Here is a 21,841-nt window from a genome sequence, read left to right as displayed (position 1 = left end):
GCCTGCTTTGCTAAGGCACATTACTGCCACGCAAAAGAAAAAGTCCGGCGGAGGGGGCCGCCGGACAAGAGCAAGGGATCATTCAAGGGAACACCTACTGAGATGGCCGGATGGTGACTTGGTTCGGTGCCGTTCCCGGGAATTTTGTAACCCTTTGTATCAATCGCAATCGATCTCCCAGGGCCGCGGCCGGGCCTGCTCGTCCCGGGGCACCTCCACCCAGACGAAGCGGTCGGCATTGAGCCGTGCCTCGCCGCTCCAGCGGTAGGCCACCAGGCGACCGAACTTGACCGCGCTGTAGTCGAGGCAGGCGATATTCGGGGCCGGCAGGGCCGGGATGCCCTCGCACCAGTAATGGCCGATAAACAGCGGCGGCTCCTCGGGCCCGTAATAGCTGAGGCTGGCCCGCTCGCTGTGACTCAGGGGCCGCCACTCCAGGTCACCGGGCAGGTTGTCGGGCTGGAAGACCACGTCTCCGTAGGTGCGTGGGTGGCGGGCCCAGAAGTGGGTGCGGAAGCTCTGGCGGGTAAAGCCGTCCCCGGAGTGGATGCGCACGTTTTCCGGCAGGCGCAGGTGACTGCCTCGGGTCAGGCGATCGAGGATGCGAAAGGCCTCGCTGCCGGGGTGCACCGACTCGCGCAGGAAGGCATCGTCCATGCGCGCCTCGGGCAGCCGCGCCCGGAGCGCCGCCACCAGGGCATGATCCCAGCAGGCATGCACCACCCGCAGCCCCTCGAGCTCCAGCACCAGCGGGATCTGCATAAACCAGGCCAGGGTATCGTCCCACTCCGCCGGGTGATCGTGGTACTGCTCCAGGGTCTCCTTGATGATGCGGTTATGGCGGGGGCTATGGGGCCGCAGCCAGCCCTGCCCCTCGGCGCCGGGGTGACAGTAGGCCAGGGCGTTGTATTCGTGATTGCCCATCACGATCAGCGCCTCGCCCTCCTCCACCATGCGTCGGGCGATGCGCACCGCCAGGCGAATACGCGGCCCCCGGTCGATCAGGTCGCCGAGGAAGATCACCCTGCGCCGGGGATGGCGGTAGACGCCGCCACGCTGGTGGTAGCCCAGCTTCTCGAGCAGGGCCCCCAGGGTGGCGCCACAGCCGTGCACGTCACCGATCAGGTCATAGCCTTCGACGCGATTCATCTCAGCTCCCCAGACGGCTGCCCCAGCCGAGCTTGCTGCGGCATACCTCGTAGAAATTATGGCCCGGCGGATGCACCAGCTTCAGCCGCTGGGGCTTGCGGCGCACGTAGAGGACGTCGTCGGGCTTGGAGACCACCCGGGTCTGGCCGTCGCAGCTGACATGGGGGTAGGCCTCGTTGGTCTCGCCGATATGGATGCGAATTTCCGAGGCGGCATCGATGACGATGGGCCGACTGGAGAGCGTATGCGGAAACATCGGCACCAGGGTGATGGCGTCGATACGCGGGTGGACGATGGGCCCGCCCCCGGAGAGGGCATAGGCGGTGGAGCCGGTGGGGGTGGCGATGATCAAGCCATCGCTGCGCTGGCTGTAGACGAACTGGTCGTCGATAAACAGCTCGAACTCGATCATGCGCACCGCCTTGCCGGGATGCACCACCACGTCATTGAGGGCATCGGCGCCGCCCACCAGGGTGTCGTTGCGATAGACCTCGGCGTCGAGCAGGAAGCGCTCCTCGATCGCGTAGTCCCCGCCCAGCACCTGGCCGACCTTCTCCTCCAGGTCGTCGGGGGAGATATCGGTGAGAAAGCCCAGGCGCCCGCGATTGACCCCCAGCACCGGCGTGCCGCTGCGGCAGAAGGCCCGGGCCGCGCCGAGCAGGCTGCCGTCGCCCCCCACCACGATCACCAGGTCGCAGATCTCGCCCAGCAGGCTGCGGCTGGCCTCCTGCTGGCCGTGATCGAGCAGCACGGTGGCGGTGCGATCCTCGAGGATCACATGGTAGCCGCCCTCATGGAGAAAGCGGATCAGGCGCTTGAGGGTCTCCACGACCTTGGCGCTGCCCAGGCGGCCGATCAGGCCGATGGTCTTGAAGGCTGTCATAGGCTCGGCGTCTCCCTTCGAGGCCGCTCATTATGCGGTTCCGGCAGACCCCGAGCAAACTTGGCTTGGTGATTCAGGCCCGCGCCGCGAGGCTCCGGCGACGCACCCACCATTCGTTGACCAGCAGGGAGGCCACGATGATGGCGCCCCCCAGGGCCAGCCGCGACAGGTCCGCCTCGCGGTTCCAGATCAGCAGGTTGACCAGCAGTCCCGCCGGGATCAGGGCATTGTTCATGATCGCCAGGGCGCCGGCATCCACCCGCGTCGCCCCCTGGTTCCACAGGAAGTAGCCGAGCCCCGAGGCCACCAGCCCCAGCCAGGCCAGCACGCCCCAGTGCAGGGAGGTGGTGGGCAGTCGCTCGATATTGCCGAACAGCAAGAAGGCGAGCACCACCAGCGCCAGGGCCCCCAGATAGAACCAACCGAAGGCGCCATGCCGGGGCAGGTCATCGGGCAGCCGCGGCGCCAGATGGCGGTAGGCCACCTGGCCGAAGGCGAAGCACAGGTTGGCCCCCTGCACCACCAGGAACCCCAGCCAGAAGCCGCTATCCACGTCGTCATAGCGGATCACCGCCGCCCCCAGGACGGCGATGGCCGCGGTGACCAGGTAGAATGGCGAGAAGCGCCGGGCCAGGGCATCGTCGAGCAGGGTCACGTAGAGCGGCGTGAAGATGGTGAAGAGCAGCACCTCCGGCACCGACAAGAGCAGGAAGGACTGGTAGAAGAAGATATACATCAGCCCCAGCTGGATGGCGCCGATGCCCATCAGCGCCAGCTTCTGGCCTCTCGGCAGCCGACGCGGCCTCAGGAAGGGCAGGAACAGCAGGGTCGCCAGGACGATGCGCACCAGCACCGCGAAGTAGCTGTCCACCTGACCGGACAGGTAGACGCCGATCAGCGAGAAGGAGAAGGCCCAGAGGCCGGTGACTCCGATCAGATAGCCCATGGTAAACCCCTAAGGAAAGAAAAGTTGACCGCGATTATACGCCTCACCGAGCGCCTGACCAGTATTCGCCGCCTCGCTTTCGTCTCACGCCCGGGTCCCGCGTCCCGCAGCGGCTGGGCGGGCCGCGCCAGGGGGGACGTCCGCGTCGAGGTGAGCACGGAGGCACCAGGCAAGACGATCCGCTTTTTCGAGAGCGGCACCTTTCTGCTCGAGGGGCGGTCGACGCCGGTGCCCTTCAGCAACTGCTACCGCTGGGAGATCGGCGACACCCGTATCGCCCTCTTCCATGAGCGCCGCGGCGCCGACCGGGCGGTCTGGCTCTTCGACCTGATCGCCGCAGACTCGGCGTCCCTGGTCAGTGCCGAGGCACACCTGTGCGGCGAGGATCGCTACCGGGCCCGCCTGGAGCTGGTGGACGAGGGTTTCGACCTGAGCTGGACCATCCAGGGGCCACGCAAGGACGAGTCCCTGAGCTACCGCTACCGGCGTTGAATACGACGCGGCCCCGGGCATGCCCGGGGCCGTGTGGCGCAGGTAACCGAGGCTGACTAGCGGCTGCCGGCGGCCATCCACTCCTCCATCATCTGATCATAGGGCACCGTCTGCCCCGGCGGCCGCTCGTCTTCCAGGCGCGGCTTGGGGGCGCCGGGCTCATTGAGCCAGAACTCGGGGTCCCGCTCGTCGTTGAGCAGCGGCGCATAGGTCTCGAAGACGTTGGCCCGGGCCAGGCGTCCCATCAGGTTATCCAGGTCGGCGGCCAGGTTATCCAGGGCCTGCTGGGGCGTCACCTCACCGCTGACCGCCGGGGCCAGGTTCTGCCACCACAGGGGCGCCATGCGCGGATAGTCGGGCACGTTGGTGCCGGTGGGGGTCCAGTTGGACTCGTTGGCGCTGCGATAGAACTCCACCAGGCCACCCAGGCGCGGCGCCATCTCGGTCAGGGTGTCGGAGAAGATATCGGAGCGGCGAATCGGCGTCAGGCCATCGAGCAGCTTCTCCAGGGAGACCGTCTTGGACACGGTGAACTGGGCGAAGAGCCAGGCGGCGGTGCGCCGATCCTCCGGGGTCGAGTCGAAGAAGGTCCAGGACCCCACGTCCTGATACCCCACCTTCATGCCCTCTTCCCAGTAGGGCCCCACCGGTGACGGCGCCATGCGCCAGAGGGGATTGCCCTCGTCATCGGTCACCGGCAGGCTCGGGTCGGTCATGTCCGCGGTGAAGGCGGTGTACCAGAATATCTGCTGGGCAATATTGCCCTGGGCCGGCACCGGCCCGGCCTCACCGAAGGTCATGCCCTGGGCCTCGGGGGGCGCATAATCGCGCAACCAGTCGACCATCTTGGTCACCGCGAAGACCGACGCCGGCGAGTTGGTGGCGCCACCACGGCTGACGCTGGCCCCGACCGGCCGGCTCTGCTCGTCGACGCGAATGCCCCAGTCATCCACCGGGTTGCCGAAGGGCACCCCGGGGCTGCCCATGCCCGCCATGGAGAGCCAGGAGTCGTGGAAGCGCCAGCCCAGGGAGGGGTCTCGCCGCCCATAATCCATATGGCCATAGACCCGCACGCCATCGATCTCCTCCACGTGTTCGGAGAAGAACTCGGCGATATCCTCGTAGGCGGTCCAGTTGGTGGGCACGCCCAGCTCATAGCCGTAACGCTCACGGAACCGGGCCTGGAGATCCTCGCGCTGGAACCAGTCGTAGCGGAACCAGTAGAGGTTGGCGAACTGCTGGGTCGGCAGCTGGTAGAGGCTGCCATCGGGGCCCGTGGTGTACTGGATGCCGATGAAATCGTCCAGGTCCAGGCTGGGCAGGGTGAAGTCGGCCCACTCGTTGGCCATGGCCTCGGAGAGGTTGATGGTGGTGCCATAGCGAATATGGGTACCGATGGCGTCGGAGTCGTTCACGTAGGCGTCGTAGATATTGCGCCCCGACTGCATCTGGGTCTGCATGTTATCCACCACATCGCCTTCGCCGATGATGTTGTGGGTCACCTCGATGCCGGTGATCTCGCTGAAGGCCTCGGCGAGGACATCCCGCTCGTAGGCGTGGGTGGTCAGTCCCTCCGCCACGGTATTGATGCTCATGCCGCGAAACGGCTCGGCGACCCGGGCGAACCACTCCAGCTCGGCGATCTGCTGCTCGCGGGTCAGGGTGGAGTCCTGAAAGACCTCGTCCACCCAGCGCTCGATCACGGCGCGGCGCTGTTCATCGATGGCGTGCGCCCCGCCCGAGGCGATCAGCAGCCCAGAGGCGACGATCGCCAGGCCCAGTCTCTTGTTCTTCATATCGACCTCATTTCGCTTATGGAAACCATCCTGGTTTGGGGTGGTAGCGGCGTCCCTGCCGCGGGCATTGTTACACTTGCGTGCTGCTTTCCTCGACTAGGCTCTGTGCGAAAACTGTCTGCGCTCGGCCATACGGCGTTAAAAATCGGCTCAAAGTACTCATTTACACCGCGTAAACTCCGTCTTTTCGCCGATTTTTGCCTTGTCTGGCCATCGCTCGCCGACTTTTCGTACAAACCCTAGCCCCAGCGCATCAGGATCAATAGCCAGACCACGGAGGCGGCCAGGGCGAGCCAGATGCTCAGGGAAGTGAAGCCGATCACCGCCAGATGGATATAGGCGGCGGACAGCAGGCCAATAAAGAGGCGGTCGCCGCGGGTGGTGACAATGGGCAGGAAGCCCTTGCGCTCCACCGAGGGCGAGATCACTTCCCAGGCCGTCATGCCGGCCAGCATGGCGGCGATGGTGGAAAAGAACACCGCCGTGGGTAGGGTCCAGACCATCCAGGACATGACATGACTCCTCAGGTACGGCCCAGGGCGAAGCCCTTGGCGATATGGTTGCGCACGAAGTAGACCACCACGATGCCGGGAATGATGGTCAGCACCCCGGCCGCGGCCAGGGTGCCCCAGTCGATGCCCGAGGCGGTGGAGGTGCGGGTCATGATGGAGGCGATCGGCTGGGCATTGGTGGCGGTCAGGGTCCGCGCCAGCAGCAGCTCCACCCAGGAGAACATGAACAGGAAGAACAGGGTGACGCCGATCCCCGAGCGGATCATCGGAATAAAGATCTTCACGAAGAAGCCGGGGAAGCTGTAGCCATCGATATAGGCGGTCTCGTCCACCTCCTTGGGCACGCTGCTCATAAAGCCTTCGAGGATCCATACCGCCAGGGGAATATTGAACAGGCAGTGGGCCAGGGCCACGGCGACATGGGTATCGAAGAGCCCCACCGAATAGTAGAGCTGGAAATAGGGCAGCAGGAAGACCGCCGGCGGCGCCATCAGGTTGGTCAGCAGCCAGAAGAACAGGTGCTTGTCGCCGATGAAACGGTAGCGGCTGAAGGCATAGGCGGCGGGCAATGCCACCACGATGCTGATCAGCATGTTCATCAGTACATAACCGATGGAGTTCACATAGCCCATGTACCAGGTGGGGTCGGTGAAGATATTGGCATAGTTGTCGAAGGTCAGGTCCTGCGGCCAGAACGACAGGGTGCCGAGAATCTCGGTATTGGTCTGGAACGACATGTTCAACAGCCAATAGATCGGCAGCAGGATAAACAGCAGATAGAGCCCCAGCAGCAGCCGGGAACGCCCCTTCGACGAGCCCCGGGTGCGGCGTTCGACGCGGGTGGGCACCACCGTCTCGGCCGCCTCGGAGTCGGCGCGACGCTCCGCCTGGCGGTCGGGGCTGGTCAGCGTATCGGTACTCGGATTCATGGTGGCCCCCGTCAGTGCTTGTCTTTTTGCAGGTTCATGATGGCGGTGTAGAACACCCAGCAGACCAGCAGGATGATCAGGAAGTAGATCAGCGAGAAGGCCGCCGACGGTCCGACATCGAACTGGGCGATGGCCATGATCGCCAGGGACTGGCTGAGGAAGGTGGTGGAACTGCCCGGCCCGCCGCCGGTCAGCACGAAGGGCTCGGCATAGATCATGAAGGAGTGCATGAAACGCAGCAGCACGCCGATCACCAGCACATTGGTCAGCTTGGGCAGCTGGATATAGCGGAACACCGCCCAGCGCGAGGCGCGGTCAATACGCGCCGCCTGGTAGTAGGCCTCGGGAATCGAGCGCAGCCCGCTGTAGCAGAGCAGCGCGATCAACGGCGTCCAGTGCCAGACATCCATCAGGATAATGGTGGCCCAGGCATCCACCGGGTTACGGGTGATGTTGTAGCCGTAGCCCAGCTCGCGCAGCCCCCAGCCCATCAGGCCGATATCGCCGCGGGTGAAGATCTGCCAGATACTGCCCACCACGTTCCAGGGAATCAGCAGCGGCAGGGTCACCAGGATCAGCACCAGGGAGGCCCGCCAGCCCTGCTTGGGCATCAGCAGGGCGATACCGATGCCCAGGGGAATCTGGATCGCCAGGATGGTGAAGGAGAAGGCGAATTGCCGCAGCAGGGCGCCCTGAAGCGCCGGATCATTGAGCATCGCCACGAACCACTCGGTCCCGGTAAAGAAGCGGGTATTGGGATCGAAGACGTCCTGTACCGAGTAGTTGACCACGGTCATCAGGGGGATGATGGCGGAGAAGGCCACCAGCAGCAGCATGGGCAAGACCAGGAACCAGGCCTTGTTGTTCTGTACCTTGTTCATTGGGCCACCTCCACCCGGTATTCATCGATATAGAGATGCGTGGCGTCCACGGGAAAGCGCACATGGGCCCGCGGGCCCTGCAGCGTGACGCCCTCGTCGAGGCGTGCCTTGAAGGCGGCACTGCCGAGCCGGAAGGAGAGAATGGCGTAGGTCCCCAGGTCCTGAATATCCTCCACTTCGACCGCCAGGGTCTCCTCGCCGGGCGCCTCGCTCACCTCGATAAATTCGGGACGAATGCCCAGCTTGATATTGCTCGAACCGCTGCGACGCGCCGCCTCCAGCAGGGCCGGCGCCACCGGGATGGGCAGGGTACCGAAGGCGAGCCCCCGGGGCGTCAGGCTGACCTCCAGGAAGTTCATGCCGGGACTGCCGATGAAATAGCCCACGAAGGTATGCGCCGGGGTCTCGAAGAGCTCCCGGGGCGTGCCGAACTGCACCACCTGGCCCTCGTACATCACCGCGATCTTGTCGGCGAAGGTGGACGCCTCCAGTTGGTCATGGGTGACGTAGATCATGGTGATATTGAAGCGCTGATGGATCTCCTTGAGCTTGCGGCGCAGCTTCCACTTGAGCTGGGGATCGATCACCGTCAGTGGCTCGTCGAAGAGGATGGCGGAGACGTCATCGCGTACCAGGCCACGCCCCATGGAGACCTTCTGCTTCTCGTCGGCGGTGAGGTTCTTGGCCTTGCGCGACAGCAGCGGGGTCAGGTCGAGGATATCGGCCACCTCCTCTACCTTGCCCTTGATCTGCGCCTCCGGCGTCTTGATATTGCGCAGCGGGAAGGCCAGGTTGTCGAACACCGTCATGGTGTCGTAGATCACCGGAAACTGGAAAACCTGGGCGATATTGCGCTCCTCCGGAGGCAGCGCATTGACGATGCGATCATCGAAGATCACCTCGCCGTCCGAAGGCTCCAGCAGCCCCGAGATGATATTGAGCAGGGTCGACTTGCCGCAGCCGGAGGGCCCCAGCAGGGCATAGGCCCCGCCCTGCTGCCATACATGGCTCATCTGGCGAATGGCGTAGTCCTCGGGCCCGGCGGGATCGGGACTGTAGGTATGGGCCAGGGCGTTGAGGGTAATCTGCGCCATCTCACTGTCCTCCCAGGTGCGACGGGATATGCACCACAGCGCCATCCCGGTCGAAGGCATAGACCCGGTGGGTCGGCAGGTAGACCTTGAGGGGCTGATCGACCCGGAACTCGTGCACCCCCGCCAGGTGGAGCACCAGGGAGAAAAGCTCGTTGCCCACGTGCAGGAAGGTCTCGGAGCCGCTGATCTCGGCCAGCTCGACCCGCACCTCGAGCTCCAGGTCATCGTCGGCCTGGGGCGTCAGGCCGATATGCGAGGGCCGCACCCCGAAGTGGTACTGCCCGGGAGCGAGGGAGCCCAGGTCCTCGTTGAGGGGAAAATGCATGCTGCGGTCGAAGGTGACCTCGCGGCCGGAGACCAGCCCCGGCACCACATTGATGGGGGGCTCGGAGAACATCTCGGCGGTGAGCAGGTCCCGCGGCCGGTGGTAGACGTCCTCGGTGCGCCCATATTGCAGCAGGCGACCCTCGTGGAGCACCGCCGTCCTGCCGCCCAGGGCCAGGGCCTCGTTGGGCTCGGTGGTGGCATAGACGGCGATGCAGTTGCGCGCCTTGAACAGCTCCCGCAGCTCCTGGCGAAACTCCTCGCGAAGCTTGTAATCCAGGTTGACCAGGGGCTCGTCGAAGAGGATCAGGTCCGCCTCCTTGACCAGGGCCCGCCCCATGGCGGTGCGCTGCTGCTGGCCCCCGGAGAGCTCCTGGGGATAGCGACTCAGCAGGTGATCGATATGCAGCATTTCCGCCACCTCATGGACCCGGCGGGTGATCTCGGCCTTGGCCACCCGCGCCAGGCGCAGCGGCGAGGCGATATTGTCGAAGACCGTCAGGGTGGGGTAATTTATGAACTGCTGATAGACCATGGAGACGTTGCGCCGACGTACCGATACGCCGGTGACGTCTTCGCCATTCATCAGGATGCGTCCGCGGGTGGGGCGGTCGAGGCCGGCCATCAGGCGCATCAGGGTCGTCTTGCCGGCCAGGGTTCGCCCCAGCAGGACATTGAAGGAGCCAGGGGCCAGCTCCAGGTCAATGCCCTCGATATGGGTATTGCCATTGACCACATGGTCAACGCCTTCGAGTTTCAGAGACATGATGTGCTCGCTGGAGAGTTGTTGTCGTTGTCGTCGGCCTGCGTCGCGATATCAGGGTCGGGGCGAGGATCGCTTCGGCGTGTGGCGCCCGGCCCCGACCGGGGCGGTTTCGTGTCGGGCCTGGGAGTAATGCCCGCCCCTTCGAATCGTACAAACGAAAAAGAAATGTTCGTTTACGATAACCAGGCTAGCCCAGCAGCGGATCATCGGCAATAGAATGAACGCTCAAATATCGCTAGACCTTAGTCGAAGAAGCCGGTCGACTGCTGCCCGGCCTCCCGGAATCGAATAAGTCGAAATATTTCAATTATTTATACCTAAACACACCCAGAAAGAGCCGCCAAGACGGCCCCGGGCCCCGATAGGCGTCGCGCCATGCCAGATGTTCGCTTTCAAACATGGAATGCGAACGGCATCGAGCGAGGCGCTCGCCATGGCACGGCAGGCTCCCTATCGACGGGGGAGAAGGGGAAAAAAGCCCCGAACGCGTCGGGGCAAGGGGCTAGGAGAGAGACTGTCGGGGTGGAGCCCCCTCAATCGGCGGCCGCCTCTTCGGCATCCTCGCGCTCCCAGTCCATGGTGCGCTTCACCGCCTTCTTCCAGCCGCGATACTTGCGATCGCGCAGCTCGGGGGCCATCTGCGGGGAGAAGCGATGGTCCAGCTCCCCCTTGGCGGCCACTTCCTGCCGGGTCCAGATCCCCACGGCGATGCCCGCCAGGTAAGCGGCCCCCAGGGCGGTGGTCTCGGCGATGCGCGGGCGCTCCACGTCCACCCCCAGCATATCGGCCTGGAACTGCATCATGATGTTGTTGGCCACAGCGCCCCCGTCCACCCGCAGCGACTTGAGGGTGATCCCGGAATCGGCCTGCATGGCATCGATCACGTCCTTGGTCTGGTAGGCCAGGGCATCCAGGGTGGCGCGGGTAATATGCTCCTTGCGGGTGCCCCGAGTCAGACCAAACATCGCACCCCGGGCGTACATGTCCCAGTAGGGCGCTCCCAGGCCGGCGAAGGCCGGCACCACATAGACGCCCCCGGCATCGTCCACCTTGCCGGCGTAGTACTCGGAGTCCTCGGCGGAGTCGATCAGCTTGAGCTCATCGCGCAGCCACTGCACCGCGGCCCCGGCGATAAAGATCGACCCCTCCAGGGCGTACTCGACCCGGCCATCGATGCCCCAGGCGATGGTGGTCAGCAGGCCGGACTTCGACGGCACCGGGGTCTCGCCGGTATTCATCAGCAGGAAGCAGCCGGTGCCATAGGTGTTCTTGACCATGCCTTGCTCGAAGCAGGCCTGACCGAACAGGGCCGCCTGCTGGTCGCCGGCGATACCGGCGATGGGAATCCGCGCACCGCCGAACATCTCGGCAGCGGTGGTGCCATAGACTTCGCTGGAGGAGCGCACCTCGGGCAACATGCCGGAGGGAATGCCCAGCTCATCCAGCATGCGTCTATCCCACGCCAGCTCGCGGATGTTGTAGAGCAGGGTGCGGGAGGCATTGCTGTAATCGGTCACGTGACGCTCGCCGCGGGTCAGGTTCCACACCAGCCAGCTGTCCATGGTGCCGAACAGCAGGTCGCCCCGGGCCGCCCGCTCCCTGGCTCCTTCCACGTTATCGAGGATCCAGCGCACCTTGGTGCCGGAGAAATAGGCATCGACCACCAGGCCGGTGGTGTCGCGGATATAGGCCTCCAGTCCCTGGGCCTTGAGCTCGTCGCAGAATTCCGCGGTGCGGCGATCCTGCCAGACGATGGCGTTGTAGATCGGCCGGCCGGTGTGGCGATCCCAGACCACGGTGGTCTCGCGTTGGTTGGTGATACCGATGGCCGCCACCTCGGAGGGCTTGATGCCGTTGGTCTCGAGCACCTCCCGGGCGACCCCCATCTGGCTGCCCCAGATCTCCATGGCATCGTGCTCGACCCAGCCCGGCGTGGGGTAGTGCTGAGTGAACTCCTTCTGGGCGCTGCCGATGATACGGGCATCGCGGTCGAAGAGAATCGCGCGACAACTGGTGGTGCCCTGATCGAAGGCGAGGATATAGGGTTTATGCATGGCGTTCGGACTCCTGACTCCAACGGCTATTGTCATTGTGAGACATAAGGACGGGCCTGTCCGGCCGGGCTCGGACATCCGCCAGGCGGCACGCCTCATGGCTCCCGGGCTGGGCCAGCCCCTGCAACAGAGGGCTGTCGAATATCCATCACGGATGAATTCGAACACCACTCCACCACCGACGTTTGATTTCGATCACGAATCTAGCCACCCAGGCATCGAGACACAACAGGCAGCCCTCGAGTCGGGCTAAGACATTCGTCTAACTCGATGAACCCTGGATTCTCGCCCCGCCTAAAAATCAAAAATTTTTTCAATTTAATCAACATATTGAATTATTTTCCCGAGCTTTCTCCGCAGCAAAGCCCCCATCGGTCCAAGCGAAGCCTTGATGTTCGCCTCATCTTCTTCTATTTTCGCTTTCAAACATCCACGCTTTTATTGCGGACCCATAACGACAACGGAAGCACACCATGGCCTCGCAGACTCCCCTTCTCGATCTCTTCGTTATCGGTGGTGGCATCAACGGCACCGGCATCGCCAATGACGCCGCCGGTCGCGGCCTCAGGGTCGCCCTGTGCGAGCAGCGCGACCTGGCCAGCGCCACCTCCTCGGCCAGCAGCAAGCTGATTCACGGCGGCCTGCGCTATCTGGAGCATCGCGAGTTTCGTCTGGTGCGCGAGGCCCTCAAGGAGCGCGAGGTGCTGCTCAAGAAGGCGCCGCATATCATCTGGCCGCTGCGCTTTATCCTGCCTCACCGCCCTCATCTTCGCCCGGCCTGGATGATCCGCACCGGCCTGTTCCTCTATGACCACCTGGGCAAGCGCGACAGCCTGCCCGGCTCCCGACGCCTGAGCTTCGCCGGCCAGGGCCCCCTCAAGCCCGAGATCACCCAGGGCTTCGAATACTCCGACTGCTGGGTCGACGATGCCCGACTGGTGGTGCTCAATGCGCTTCAGGCCAAGCAGCAAGGGGCGGAGATCCTGGTCGGTACCCGCTGTGTGGCGGCCCGCCAGGTGGATGACATCTGGGAGATCGAGCTGGAAGAGGTCGGCAGCGGCCGCCGCCAGACCCGCCGAGCCAGGGCGCTGATCAATGCGGCGGGCCCCTGGGTGGAGGAGTTCATTCGTGAACGGACCCAACGGCGCTCCCGATACGGCATCCGCATGATCCAGGGCAGCCACCTGATCGTGCCGCGAATCCACGACGACGAGCGGGCCTATATCCTGCAGAACCAGGACGGTCGCATCGTCTTCGTCCTGCCCTATCAGCAGGACTTCAGCCTGATCGGCACCACCGACCGCCGCTACCGGGGCGATCCGGCCGAGGTGGCGATCAGCGACGAGGAGACCGGCTATATCCTCGCCGTGGTCAACGAGCATTTCCGTACCCAGCTGAGCCGCGACGACGTGGTCTCCTCCTATTCCGGGGTGCGCCCGCTGTGCGACGACGAGTCCACCGACCCTTCCGCCATGACCCGCGACTATACCCTCGACCTGGACACCCAGGGGCCGCCTCTGCTGTCGGTGTTCGGTGGCAAGATCACCACCTACCGCAAGCTGGCCGAGAGCGCCCTGGCCCAACTGGCCCCCTACCTGCCCGACATGGGCCCGGCCTGGACCGCCGAGGCGCCCCTCCCCGGGGGCGATATCGGCAGCCAGGCGGCCTTCGTGGCACGCCTGCTGGCGGACTACCCCTTCCTGGGTAAGGCTCGGGCGCGACGCTTCGCTGCCAGCTACGGCAGCCTCTGCCTGGAGTTCCTTCACGACTGCCGGGAGGACACCGACCTCGGCGAGGACTTCGGCGCCGGCCTGAGCCGCCGAGAGGTGGATTATCTGGTGGAGCAGGAATGGGCTCGGGGCGCCGACGACATCCTCTGGCGGCGCACCAAGCTGGGGCTGCGCCTGAGCGATGCCGAGCGCCAGCGGCTGGAGGATTATCTGGCCGAACGCCTGACCCCGGGCACCCGGTTCGGAGAAGCCACCTCCTGACGAGGCACGGCCCTGCCCGTGGATGCCGTCGGAGACGCGACGCGGGGCAAGCTACTTCTTGGGCCGCCGGGGGGCTATCAGCGGTGCCTCGACATGGCCCTCGACCTCGTAGTGCAGGTGGGCCTCGGGATCGATCTTCTGGCCGAGCTGCTCGGCCTCGCCGGCCAACTCGTCGTGATAGCGCGCCCAGTCTTCCCAATCATGGGGCGTTCCGGCCCGGGGCGGGCGTTGCCCCGACTGACGGGCCCGGGACCAGGCCAGTTCCTCCAGGGTATTGGGCTTGTCCTCATCCTTGCCGATCGCCACTCCCTTCCTGGCCAGGTATTCGCGTGCATCCATGGTGCCTTGCCTCCCACTTTTGATTAACCATGACTATCAAATAATTCAAACCAATCAACTTTCACTAGCATCGTGCGCCACGGATACTCCTGCCACTACCGCCATGGCACCCGCGCCGAAGCCTCTCTAGATTGGAAGGGTCGCGCGCGACGAGGTTCCAGGGCCGTCCTTTTTAACGGAAGAAGGAGTGCATGATGCAAGAACGCCAGGTCGATATCGCCATCATCGGTGCCGGAACCGCCGGCCTGGGGGCCTATCGTACCGCCAAGCAACATGGCGGCCGGGTGGTGATGATCGAATCCGGTCCCTATGGCACCACCTGCGCCCGGGTCGGCTGCATGCCCTCCAAGCTGCTGATCGCCGCCGCCGAAGCGGCCCATCAGGCCCGGCACGGCGATCCCTTCGGCGTGCATGTGGAGGGCCGGGTACGCATCGACGGCGAGGCGGTCATGGCCCGGGTCAAGCGCGAGCGGGATCGCTTCGTCGGCTTCGTGGTCGACTCAGTGGAGCGACTGCCCGAGGCCGATCGCCTGCGCGGCCATGCCCGCTTCGTCGACCCCCATACCCTGATCGTCGATGAGCATACCCGAGTGCATGCCAAGCGTATCGTCATCGCCACCGGCTCGCGCCCCCACTATCCGGACTTCTTCCATGCCGCCGGCGATCGCCTGGTGGTCAACGACGATCTCTTCGCATGGGACGATCTGCCCGGGTCGGTGGCCATCTTCGGCCCCGGCGTCATCGGCCTGGAGCTGGGACAAGCCCTGCACCGCCTGGGGGTGCGGGTCCGCCTGTTCGGCGTCGGCGGCGCCCTGGGCTCGCTCCAGGACCCCGACCTGCGCGACTACGCCGACCGCACCTTCAACCGGGAGTTCTATGTCGACCCGGACGCCAGGGTGGAGAGCATCGAACGGGATGACGAGGCGGTGGTCATCACCTTTGTCGAACGTGGCAGTGGCAAGCGCCTTACCGAACGCTTCGACTATCTGCTGGCGGCCACCGGGCGTCGCCCCAATGTGGACCGGCTGGGTATCGAGGCGGCCGGCCTGTCGCTGGACGAGCGTGGCATTCCCGACTTCAGCCCGCATACCCTGCAGTGCCGCAACGCCGATGGCGGCCCCGGGCATATCTTTATCGCCGGCGACGCCAACCAGCAGCTGCCGCTGCTGCACGAGGCCAGCGACGAGGGGCGCATCGCCGGCGACAATGCCGGCCGCTACCCGGAGCTGCGCGCCGCCCAGCGCCGCGCACCGTTGGCCATAGTGTTTAGCGACCCACAGATGGCCAGCGTCGGCCTCGGCTATGCTGAACTCGAGCGACGCCACGGCGGCTGCGACTGCCTGGCCACGGGGGAGGCCTCCTTCGAGGATCAGGGACGCGCACGGGTCATGGGAGTCAATCGCGGCCTGCTGCGGGTCTATGCCGAACACGGCAGCGGCCTCTTCCTCGGCGCCGAGCTGTTCGGACCACGTGCCGAGCACCTGGCTCACCTGCTGGCCTGGGCCCTGCAACAGCGGCTGACGGTGGCGCAGATGCTGGCCATGCCCTTCTATCATCCGGTGATCGAGGAGGGGCTGCGCACCGCACTGCGCGACCTGAATGCCAACCTCCAACTGGGGGAGCGCCTCGTCGAGCGCTGCATGGAGTGCGGCCCGGGAGACTGACCGCTGGTATCGCTCGCTCAGGTCGGCCCGCGGTCGGGGCCGGCGCGATCGCAGCAAAGGAGACTCGCCATGCCCAACAAGGCGCCTACCACCGTACGTGAGATCATGTCCCGCGACTGCTATCGGGTCCGCGGCAACGCCTCGGTGTCCAACCTTGTCGAGGGGCTGGCACTCCACCGCCTGCCTGGGGCGCCGGTCGTCGACGACCGCGATCACCTGATTGGCTTTATTTCCGAACAGGACGTGCTGGGCAAGCTGCTGGAGAGCACCTACCTCAATGACGAACCTCCCCTGGTCAAGGAACTGATGCGCCACGAGGTGCTCTCGGTGACGCCCAACAAGAGCATCACCGACCTGGCCCAGGAGATGCTGGGCACCAAGCCCAAGGTCTACCCGGTAGTGGAGCAGGAGCGCCTGGTGGGTATCGTCACCCGACGCGACGTGATCCACGCCATCCTGCGAATGCGCAAACGCTGAACGCCTCCCCCTGCCCCCTCACCCCGGCTCCCGCCGGGGTGAGTTCGTTTGCCGTCCTGCAGGCCGGCGCCGCTCGAGCAAAGAAAAGCCGCCCGGGCCAAGGCACGGGCGGCAAGCGGGATCGAAACGCAAGCCTCAATGGAACTCAGTGCGACTGCCATCGACTGAATTCATTGTGCTCACCTGCAGTGTGACCACGGGGCAGCGAAAATTCTCCGCCCCCTGGAAAATTTTCTGTCCGGGCTTTCAACACTCGCTCCGATGCTCCGGCAACCCCTTGTTCCACGGCGACTTTCATCGAGATATGACAGCCCCTGTCGGCAATGGCTGACATCGCGCCTCCCCTCGACCTGCCACCCTTGATGGCAAGGGTACATGGAGTACCGCGTCTTGCAGGAGGCTTATCATGTCAGCGATTCACGTCTATCGGACCGAAACCCGCCACTGGATCATCGACTGCGCCTGCGGCGCCCAGGAAACGGCGCCCAGCCTGTCGCGCATCAGTGGCGATTTCAGCGCCCGGCGCCTGCGTCTCGACACCTATGTGCAGTGCCGCTGCTGCGGTCGTGGCGTCCAGGTCACCGTCGCCCGCCAGGGCCAGGTCAGCCTCTCCCAGCGTTTCCCCCTACTCGGCCCCCAGGCACACCGAGCCGCCCACCTGACGGCCTGACGCGCCCCCCCGGCAAACGCCGCCGTCTTCGGCGGCGTTTGCCATGCCGACCACCGAGCCCCGTTAGATCAGCCACTTAGCAGCAGAATCACGAGAAATACCCATCGCCGCTTGCAAAGCCTAAGCATTTGGTTTTACTATCATTCCGCTTCGCGGGTGTAGCTCAATGGTAGAGCAGAAGCTTCCCAAGCTTAAGACGAGGGTTCGATTCCCTTCACCCGCTCCACTCTCTTCTCGTGTCAACTTATCTTGCCCGCCTCTTCCGGCCCCGCGCTCCCAGCGACACGAGTTCCTGGAGCGGCTTCATGGCACTATTCCTGCTGATCTTTGCCGTCTGCCTGCTGATTCTCGGTGGCATGGTGGCGATTCTCATGCTCTCCCGGACCCCCCGCTATCGCACCGAGGCCGAGGACCTGCTGGCGCTCTTCGATCGCGCCCTGGAGGGCACGGCGCAGGAGGCCGAGTGGCAGACCCTCGTCAACTATCCGATCCGCCACGATGATATCCTCGAAGGCATCCGCCGCCGGGCCCAGCGCCTGATGGACGAGCATGGCCGCCCCTGGCAGGCGGCCCGGGGCGGCAAGCTGTTCAGCCGAGAAGGCTGTGACGAGCTGACCGAGCTGCGCGACCAGTTGGTTCGCCATCGGGCACGGCGACGGCCCCGGTAAGGTCCCTGGTAACGTCCCGAGCGCCCAAAGACTGATACACTAGTCGCCTGCGCCGTTCGCCAAGGCTCGAGGTCGCACCATGCCCAGTGCCATTCGCTTGATTCCCCTCGACAACACCACCCGCCACCATGATCACGACTTCCATCAGATCGTGATCGGGCTGACCGGGCATGCGGAGTTCGAGATCGAAGGCCTGGGTGGCTCCATCGCGCCTCTCTCCGGCTGCATCGTTCCGGCGAGCCATGTGCACTATTACGAGGGCATCGGCGCTAACCGCCAGCTGATCCTCGACCTGCCCCAGCATGCCGCCCCCCTGACCGGCCACTACCATGAACTGGCTCGACTCTTCGACGCCCCGCGCTTCTTCGCCCTGGACGAGCCCCTGCGCCGCTACCTGGCCTTCGTGACCCTGGAGCTGGAACAGGCCCGGGCCCCGGTGCCGCGGCTTCAGGACGACCTGCTCACCGCCACGCTACTGGGTTGCCTGCACGCCCGCCTGCTCCCCGAGGAACGTCCCCAGCCTGGCCGCCCCCTGGACCTGGCCGCCCTGGAGCGCTTTATCGACCGCCACCTGGCCAGTCGCCTGACGGTGGCCGACCTGGCCCAGGAGGCCTGCCTGAGCGAGGCCCACTTCAGCGAGCGCTTCCGCCGCCAGACCGGCCTGACGCCCTATCAGTACCTGCTGCGCCGCCGCCTGGAGGCGGCGCATCGACTACTGACCTCGAGCCGCCTGCCGCTCTCCGAGGTCGCCGCCCTGACCGGCTTCGCCAACCAGAGTGCCCTCTCCCATGCCTTCCGTCGCCGCTATGGTCACCCCCCGGGGCAACTGCGCCGCACGGCGTCGCAACAGCTCGCCAACAGTCGACCAAAGTCGTAATTTTCGCCGCCGTTGGCAACAGAGCCCGGCTTTTTGACAAATCCTGCCGAGAAATTGGCAAGACGCTGACGACTCTCCCACCCTACAGTCAGGCTATCCAAAAAAGGCTTCCGGGAGAGTGACATGCTCACAGCCAAGACCCTGCTCGACGCTTCCACCTGGCAACAGGACCTCGATACCCTCTTCCAGCGCATCAGCGACCACTACATCGTCGACGAGGACAGCTTCGTGGGCGAGCTGGTGACCTTCCTCTCCGCCGATGAAGCCGACTTCCAGCGCATCGCCGCCAAGACCGCCGAGCTGGTGCGGGAAGTGCGCGAGATGGATACCGCCGTGGACACCATCGACGAACTGCTGCAGCAGTACAGCCTGGATACCCACGAGGGGCTGATGCTGATGTGCCTGGCCGAGGCCATGCTGCGCATCCCCGACAAGGAGACCGCCGACGCCCTGATCGAAGACAAGCTGGGCCCGGCGGACTGGCAGTCCTATGTGGGCCAGAGCGACTCCTGGCTGGTCAATGCCTCCACCTGGGGCCTGCTGATGACCGGCCGGGTCGTCACCATGGACAAGCCCAAGGACGGCAAGCCCAGCGGTTTCATCAACAAGCTGGTCAATCGCATGGGCGAGCCGGTGATCCGCCGCGCCATGCGCGAGGCGATGAAGGTGATGGGCAAGCAGTTCGTCCTCGGCCGCGATATCGACGAGGCGCTGAAGCGCTCCAAGCCGCTGTTCGACAAGGGCTACACCTACTCCTACGACATGCTCGGCGAGGCCGCCCGCACCCGCCAGGATGCCAAGCGTTACTTCGACGACTATGCCCGAGCCATCGAGCGGGTCGGCAAGACCAGCAAGGCGCTGCCCGCCAAGACGCCGGCTCCCTCGGTCTCCATCAAGCTCTCGGCGCTGCACCCGCGTTACGAGTTCGGCCGCCGCAGCCAGGTCCTCGAGGAGCTGACCGCCACGGTTCGCGAGCTGGTCGCCCTGGCCCGGGAGCGTGAGGTGGCAATTACCATCGATGCCGAGGAAGTGGATCGCCTGGAGCTGTCACTCGAGGTGTTCCGCGCCATCTACGAGAGCGATGCCGCCAAGGGCTGGGGGCACTTCGGCCTGGTGGTCCAGGCCTACTCCAAGCGTGCCTTGCCGACCCTGCAGTACCTGACCCGCCTGGCCGATCGACAGGGCGACGAGATCCCGGTGCGCCTGGTCAAGGGTGCCTACTGGGACAGCGAGATCAAGGAGTCCCAGCAGCTCGGCGTCGATGGCTATCCGGTCTTCACCCGCAAGGCCAGCACCGACGTGGCCTATCTGGTATGCGCCAACTACCTGCTGTCGGACAACACCCGCGGACGCATCTTCCCGCAGTTCGCCACCCATAACGCCCATACCATCAGCGCCATCCTCGAACTGGCCAACGCCGCCGGGCGCCAGCTCGAGTTCCAGCGCCTGCACGGCATGGGCGAGGCCCTCTATGACGCCGCCCTGAGCCGCGCCCCCCAGGGCACCTACTGCCGCATCTATGCCCCGGTGGGCGCCCACAAGGACCTGCTCCCCTACCTGGTCCGCCGCCTGCTCGAGAACGGCGCCAACTCCTCATTCGTGCATCAGCTGGTGGATCCCAAGGTGCCGGTGGAGTCGCTCTGCGTCCACCCGGTGGAGACCCTGAACCAGCACGAGCGTTACGCCAATCATCGCATCCCGCTGCCGCGGGATATCTATGGACCACAACGCAAGAACTCGCGGGGAGTGAACTTGAATATTCGCAGCCACTACCAGCCGCTCATGGACAAGATGGCGGGCTTCATGGACAAGGCCTATCGGGCCAAGCCGCTGCTGGCCGTGGCGGTGGCCGACGATGCCGCCCAGACCCATGAGGTGACCAGCCCCTACGACCGCAACCAGCGGGTCGGCAGCGTGCAGTGGACCACCAAGGAGCAGGCCGCCCAGGCCGTGGATGCCGCCTGGGCCGCCTTCCCCCGCTGGGAGGCCACCCCGGTGGCCGAGCGGGCGGCCATCATTCGCCGCCTGGGCGACCTGATAGAGGAGCACATGGCGGAGCTGATGACGCTGTGCTCCCGGGAGGGTGGCAAGCTGCTTACCGACGGCGTCGACGAGATCAAGGAGGCGGTGGACTTCTGCCGCTACTACGCCATGCGTGCCGAGGAGCTGTTCGCCGCGCCCACCGCCCTGCCCGGGCCCACCGGCGAGTCCAACGAGCTGATGCTGGGCGGCAAGGGCGTCTTCGCCGCCATCAGCCCCTGGAACTTCCCGGTGGCGATCTTCTGCGGCCAGGTGGTAGCCGCCGCCGTGGCCGGCAACACCGTGCTGGCCAAGCCCGCCGAGCAGACCTCCATCGTCGCCCACCGGGTCATCGAGCTACTGCATGAGGCCGGCATGCCCCGCGACGTGGTCCAGCTCTTGCCCGGCGATGGCCCCACCGTGGGTAGCGTGCTCAGCGGCGACCCGCGCATCACCGGGGTGGTCTTCACCGGCGGTACCGACACCGCCCAGATCATCAACCGCTCCCTGGCGGCCCGGGAAGGCGCCCCGCTGCCGACCCTGGTCGCCGAGACCGGCGGCATGAACGCCATGATCGTCGACTCCACGGCGCTGCCCGAGCAGGTGGTGGCCGATGTCATTCAGTCCGCCTTCCAGAGTGCCGGCCAGCGCTGCTCGGCGCTGCGCGTGCTCTACCTCCAGGACGACGTGGCCGACCGGGTCATCGAGATCCTCGAAGGCGCCATGGCCGAGCTGCGCGTGGGCGACCCCCGTGACCTGGGCACCGACGTGGGCCCGGTGATCGACGAGGAGGCCCGCCGGGGACTGCTGGCGCATATCGACAGGCTCAAGGGCGAGGGCCGGCTGCTGGCCGAGACCCACCTCGACCCGGCCCACACCGCCCACGGTACCTTCGTGGCCCCGGCGGCCTTCCAGATCGACGGCATCGAGGCCCTGGAGCGCGAGCAGTTCGGCCCCATCCTGCATATCGTGCGCTACCAGGCCAGCGAGCTGGATCGGGTGATCGAATCGATCAATGGCCGCGGCTATGGGCTGACCTTCGGCGTGCATAGCCGTAACGAATCCTTTGCCGAGGCAATAGCGCAGAAAATCCGTGTAGGCAACGTCTATGTAAACCGTAATATCATCGGCGCCGTGGTCGGGGTTCAACCCTTCGGCGGCCAGGGACTCTCCGGCACCGGCCCCAAGGCCGGCGGCCCGCACTACCTGCTGCGCTTCGCCACCGAGAAGACGGTGACCATCAATACCGCCGCCCTCGGCGGCAATGCCTCCCTGCTGGCGCTGGGGGATGAGTGATCACGACCAACAAT

19 protein-coding genes and 1 tRNA gene are annotated in these 21,841 nt (G+C 65.3%); 9 read left to right on the top strand and 11 right to left on the bottom strand.

The features are described from left to right. Nucleotides 1–159: 159 nt before the first annotated feature. The 3 genes from NFU04_RS07350 to NFU04_RS07340 all read right to left on the bottom strand — a co-directional run bounded on the left by NFU04_RS07350 (nt 160) and on the right by NFU04_RS07340 (nt 2,978). Nucleotides 160–1,149, bottom strand: a complete 990-nt coding sequence (locus tag NFU04_RS07350; RefSeq protein ID WP_251308854.1) for a metallophosphoesterase — start codon at nt 1,147–1,149, stop codon at nt 160–162. A 1-nt stretch (nt 1,150) separates the two neighbouring features. Then, nucleotides 1,151–2,032: an NAD(+) kinase gene (locus NFU04_RS07345; protein ID WP_251308853.1), complete on the bottom strand. Its 882-nt coding sequence runs from the start codon at nt 2,030–2,032 to the stop codon at nt 1,151–1,153. 73 nt (nt 2,033–2,105) lie between these two features. Continuing rightward, nucleotides 2,106–2,978, bottom strand: a complete 873-nt coding sequence (locus NFU04_RS07340; protein ID WP_251308852.1) for a carboxylate/amino acid/amine transporter — start codon at nt 2,976–2,978, stop codon at nt 2,106–2,108. 24 nt (nt 2,979–3,002) lie between these two features. Here NFU04_RS07340 and NFU04_RS07335 point away from each other — a divergent pair, with 24 nt between their 5' ends. Further along, complete coding sequence (locus NFU04_RS07335) at nt 3,003–3,470, top strand: DUF6314 family protein (protein WP_251308851.1); 468 nt, start codon at nt 3,003–3,005, stop codon at nt 3,468–3,470. 56 nt (nt 3,471–3,526) lie between these two features. On the opposite strand, the gene NFU04_RS07330 is transcribed toward NFU04_RS07335, so the two are convergent. The 7 genes from NFU04_RS07330 to glpK form a co-directional block, all read right to left on the bottom strand. Then, nucleotides 3,527–5,266 (bottom strand): ABC transporter substrate-binding protein, encoded by a 1,740-nt coding sequence (locus NFU04_RS07330; RefSeq protein WP_251308850.1) that lies wholly within the window; start codon nt 5,264–5,266, stop codon nt 3,527–3,529. 239 nt (nt 5,267–5,505) lie between these two features. Next, complete coding sequence (locus NFU04_RS07325; RefSeq protein WP_251308849.1) at nt 5,506–5,778, bottom strand: DUF2160 domain-containing protein; 273 nt, start codon at nt 5,776–5,778, stop codon at nt 5,506–5,508. Between the two features lie 11 nt (nt 5,779–5,789). Then, nucleotides 5,790–6,707: a carbohydrate ABC transporter permease gene (locus NFU04_RS07320; protein WP_251308848.1), complete on the bottom strand. Its 918-nt coding sequence runs from the start codon at nt 6,705–6,707 to the stop codon at nt 5,790–5,792. An 11-nt stretch (nt 6,708–6,718) separates the two neighbouring features. Continuing rightward, nucleotides 6,719–7,588, bottom strand: a complete 870-nt coding sequence (locus NFU04_RS07315) for a carbohydrate ABC transporter permease (RefSeq protein WP_251308847.1) — start codon at nt 7,586–7,588, stop codon at nt 6,719–6,721. Beyond that, nucleotides 7,585–8,682, bottom strand: a complete 1,098-nt coding sequence (locus tag NFU04_RS07310) for an ABC transporter ATP-binding protein (RefSeq protein ID WP_251308846.1) — start codon at nt 8,680–8,682, stop codon at nt 7,585–7,587. The genes NFU04_RS07315 and NFU04_RS07310 overlap by 4 nt, the downstream gene beginning before the upstream one ends. 1 nt (nt 8,683) lies before the next feature. Further along, nucleotides 8,684–9,772 carry an ABC transporter ATP-binding protein gene (locus NFU04_RS07305; RefSeq protein WP_251308845.1) on the bottom strand — a complete coding sequence of 363 codons (1,089 nt, stop codon included), beginning with the start codon at nt 9,770–9,772 and terminating at the stop codon, nt 8,684–8,686. A gap of 533 nt (nt 9,773–10,305) precedes the next feature. Next, complete coding sequence (gene glpK / locus NFU04_RS07300) at nt 10,306–11,826, bottom strand: glycerol kinase GlpK (protein ID WP_251308844.1); 1,521 nt, start codon at nt 11,824–11,826, stop codon at nt 10,306–10,308. A gap of 473 nt (nt 11,827–12,299) precedes the next feature. Between glpK and glpD the strand changes: the two genes are divergently transcribed. Beyond that, complete coding sequence (gene glpD / locus NFU04_RS07295; protein ID WP_251308843.1) at nt 12,300–13,817, top strand: glycerol-3-phosphate dehydrogenase; 1,518 nt, start codon at nt 12,300–12,302, stop codon at nt 13,815–13,817. A 51-nt stretch (nt 13,818–13,868) separates the two neighbouring features. Here glpD and NFU04_RS07290 read toward each other — a convergent pair whose 3' ends face one another. Next, a complete protein-coding gene (locus tag NFU04_RS07290; RefSeq protein WP_309296788.1) occupies nt 13,869–14,156 on the bottom strand; it encodes a hypothetical protein in 288 nt (95 codons plus the stop codon). Between the two features lie 194 nt (nt 14,157–14,350). Between NFU04_RS07290 and NFU04_RS07285 the strand changes: the two genes are divergently transcribed. The 7 genes from NFU04_RS07285 to putA all read left to right on the top strand — a co-directional run bounded on the left by NFU04_RS07285 (nt 14,351) and on the right by putA (nt 21,827). Continuing rightward, nucleotides 14,351–15,820 (top strand): dihydrolipoyl dehydrogenase, encoded by a 1,470-nt coding sequence (locus NFU04_RS07285; protein ID WP_251308877.1) that lies wholly within the window; start codon nt 14,351–14,353, stop codon nt 15,818–15,820. 69 nt (nt 15,821–15,889) lie between these two features. Then, nucleotides 15,890–16,297 (top strand): CBS domain-containing protein, encoded by a 408-nt coding sequence (locus NFU04_RS07280; protein ID WP_251308842.1) that lies wholly within the window; start codon nt 15,890–15,892, stop codon nt 16,295–16,297. 406 nt (nt 16,298–16,703) lie between these two features. Next, the gene (locus NFU04_RS07275) at nt 16,704–16,967 is read left to right on the top strand and encodes a hypothetical protein (protein WP_251308841.1); all 264 of its coding nucleotides are present in this window, start codon (nt 16,704–16,706) and stop codon (nt 16,965–16,967) included. A gap of 152 nt (nt 16,968–17,119) precedes the next feature. Further along, nucleotides 17,120–17,193 (top strand) — tRNA-Gly (locus NFU04_RS07270). Nucleotides 17,194–17,272: 79 nt separating this feature from the next. Next, on the top strand, nt 17,273–17,635 hold the full coding sequence (locus NFU04_RS07265) for a hypothetical protein (protein ID WP_251308840.1): 363 nt from the start codon (nt 17,273–17,275) through the stop codon (nt 17,633–17,635). 79 nt (nt 17,636–17,714) lie between these two features. Continuing rightward, the gene (locus NFU04_RS07260; protein WP_251308839.1) at nt 17,715–18,512 is read left to right on the top strand and encodes an AraC family transcriptional regulator; all 798 of its coding nucleotides are present in this window, start codon (nt 17,715–17,717) and stop codon (nt 18,510–18,512) included. 123 nt (nt 18,513–18,635) lie between these two features. Beyond that, nucleotides 18,636–21,827: a bifunctional proline dehydrogenase/L-glutamate gamma-semialdehyde dehydrogenase PutA gene (gene putA, locus NFU04_RS07255; protein WP_251308838.1), complete on the top strand. Its 3,192-nt coding sequence runs from the start codon at nt 18,636–18,638 to the stop codon at nt 21,825–21,827. The last annotated feature ends 14 nt before the right edge of the window (nt 21,828–21,841 follow it).

It is taken from the genome of Halomonas sp. NCCP-2165 (assembly GCF_023708045.1).
Taxonomy (GTDB): domain Bacteria; phylum Pseudomonadota; class Gammaproteobacteria; order Pseudomonadales; family Halomonadaceae; genus Bisbaumannia; species Bisbaumannia pacifica.
Note: the sequence above shows the minus strand (reverse complement) of the source record. Positions and strands in the feature narration are given on the sequence as shown.

Coding starts and splice junctions, on each gene's coding strand:
- NFU04_RS07265 (WP_251308840.1), top strand. CDS start 17,273: ATGGCACTATTCCTGCTGATCTTTGCCGTCTGCCTGCTGATTCTCGGT.
- NFU04_RS07260 (WP_251308839.1), top strand. CDS start 17,715: ATGCCCAGTGCCATTCGCTTGATTCCCCTCGACAACACCACCCGCCAC.
- NFU04_RS07305 (WP_251308845.1), bottom strand. CDS start 9,772: ATGTCTCTGAAACTCGAAGGCGTTGACCATGTGGTCAATGGCAATACC.
- NFU04_RS07275 (WP_251308841.1), top strand. CDS start 16,704: ATGTCAGCGATTCACGTCTATCGGACCGAAACCCGCCACTGGATCATC.
- NFU04_RS07325 (WP_251308849.1), bottom strand. CDS start 5,778: ATGTCCTGGATGGTCTGGACCCTACCCACGGCGGTGTTCTTTTCCACC.
- NFU04_RS07280 (WP_251308842.1), top strand. CDS start 15,890: ATGCCCAACAAGGCGCCTACCACCGTACGTGAGATCATGTCCCGCGAC.
- glpK (WP_251308844.1), bottom strand. CDS start 11,826: ATGCATAAACCCTATATCCTCGCCTTCGATCAGGGCACCACCAGTTGT.
- NFU04_RS07345 (WP_251308853.1), bottom strand. CDS start 2,032: ATGACAGCCTTCAAGACCATCGGCCTGATCGGCCGCCTGGGCAGCGCC.
- glpD (WP_251308843.1), top strand. CDS start 12,300: ATGGCCTCGCAGACTCCCCTTCTCGATCTCTTCGTTATCGGTGGTGGC.
- NFU04_RS07350 (WP_251308854.1), bottom strand. CDS start 1,149: ATGAATCGCGTCGAAGGCTATGACCTGATCGGTGACGTGCACGGCTGT.
- NFU04_RS07285 (WP_251308877.1), top strand. CDS start 14,351: ATGCAAGAACGCCAGGTCGATATCGCCATCATCGGTGCCGGAACCGCC.
- NFU04_RS07320 (WP_251308848.1), bottom strand. CDS start 6,707: ATGAATCCGAGTACCGATACGCTGACCAGCCCCGACCGCCAGGCGGAG.
- NFU04_RS07315 (WP_251308847.1), bottom strand. CDS start 7,588: ATGAACAAGGTACAGAACAACAAGGCCTGGTTCCTGGTCTTGCCCATG.
- NFU04_RS07310 (WP_251308846.1), bottom strand. CDS start 8,682: ATGGCGCAGATTACCCTCAACGCCCTGGCCCATACCTACAGTCCCGAT.
- NFU04_RS07340 (WP_251308852.1), bottom strand. CDS start 2,978: ATGGGCTATCTGATCGGAGTCACCGGCCTCTGGGCCTTCTCCTTCTCG.
- putA (WP_251308838.1), top strand. CDS start 18,636: ATGCTCACAGCCAAGACCCTGCTCGACGCTTCCACCTGGCAACAGGAC.
- NFU04_RS07330 (WP_251308850.1), bottom strand. CDS start 5,266: ATGAAGAACAAGAGACTGGGCCTGGCGATCGTCGCCTCTGGGCTGCTG.
- NFU04_RS07290 (WP_309296788.1), bottom strand. CDS start 14,156: ATGGATGCACGCGAATACCTGGCCAGGAAGGGAGTGGCGATCGGCAAG.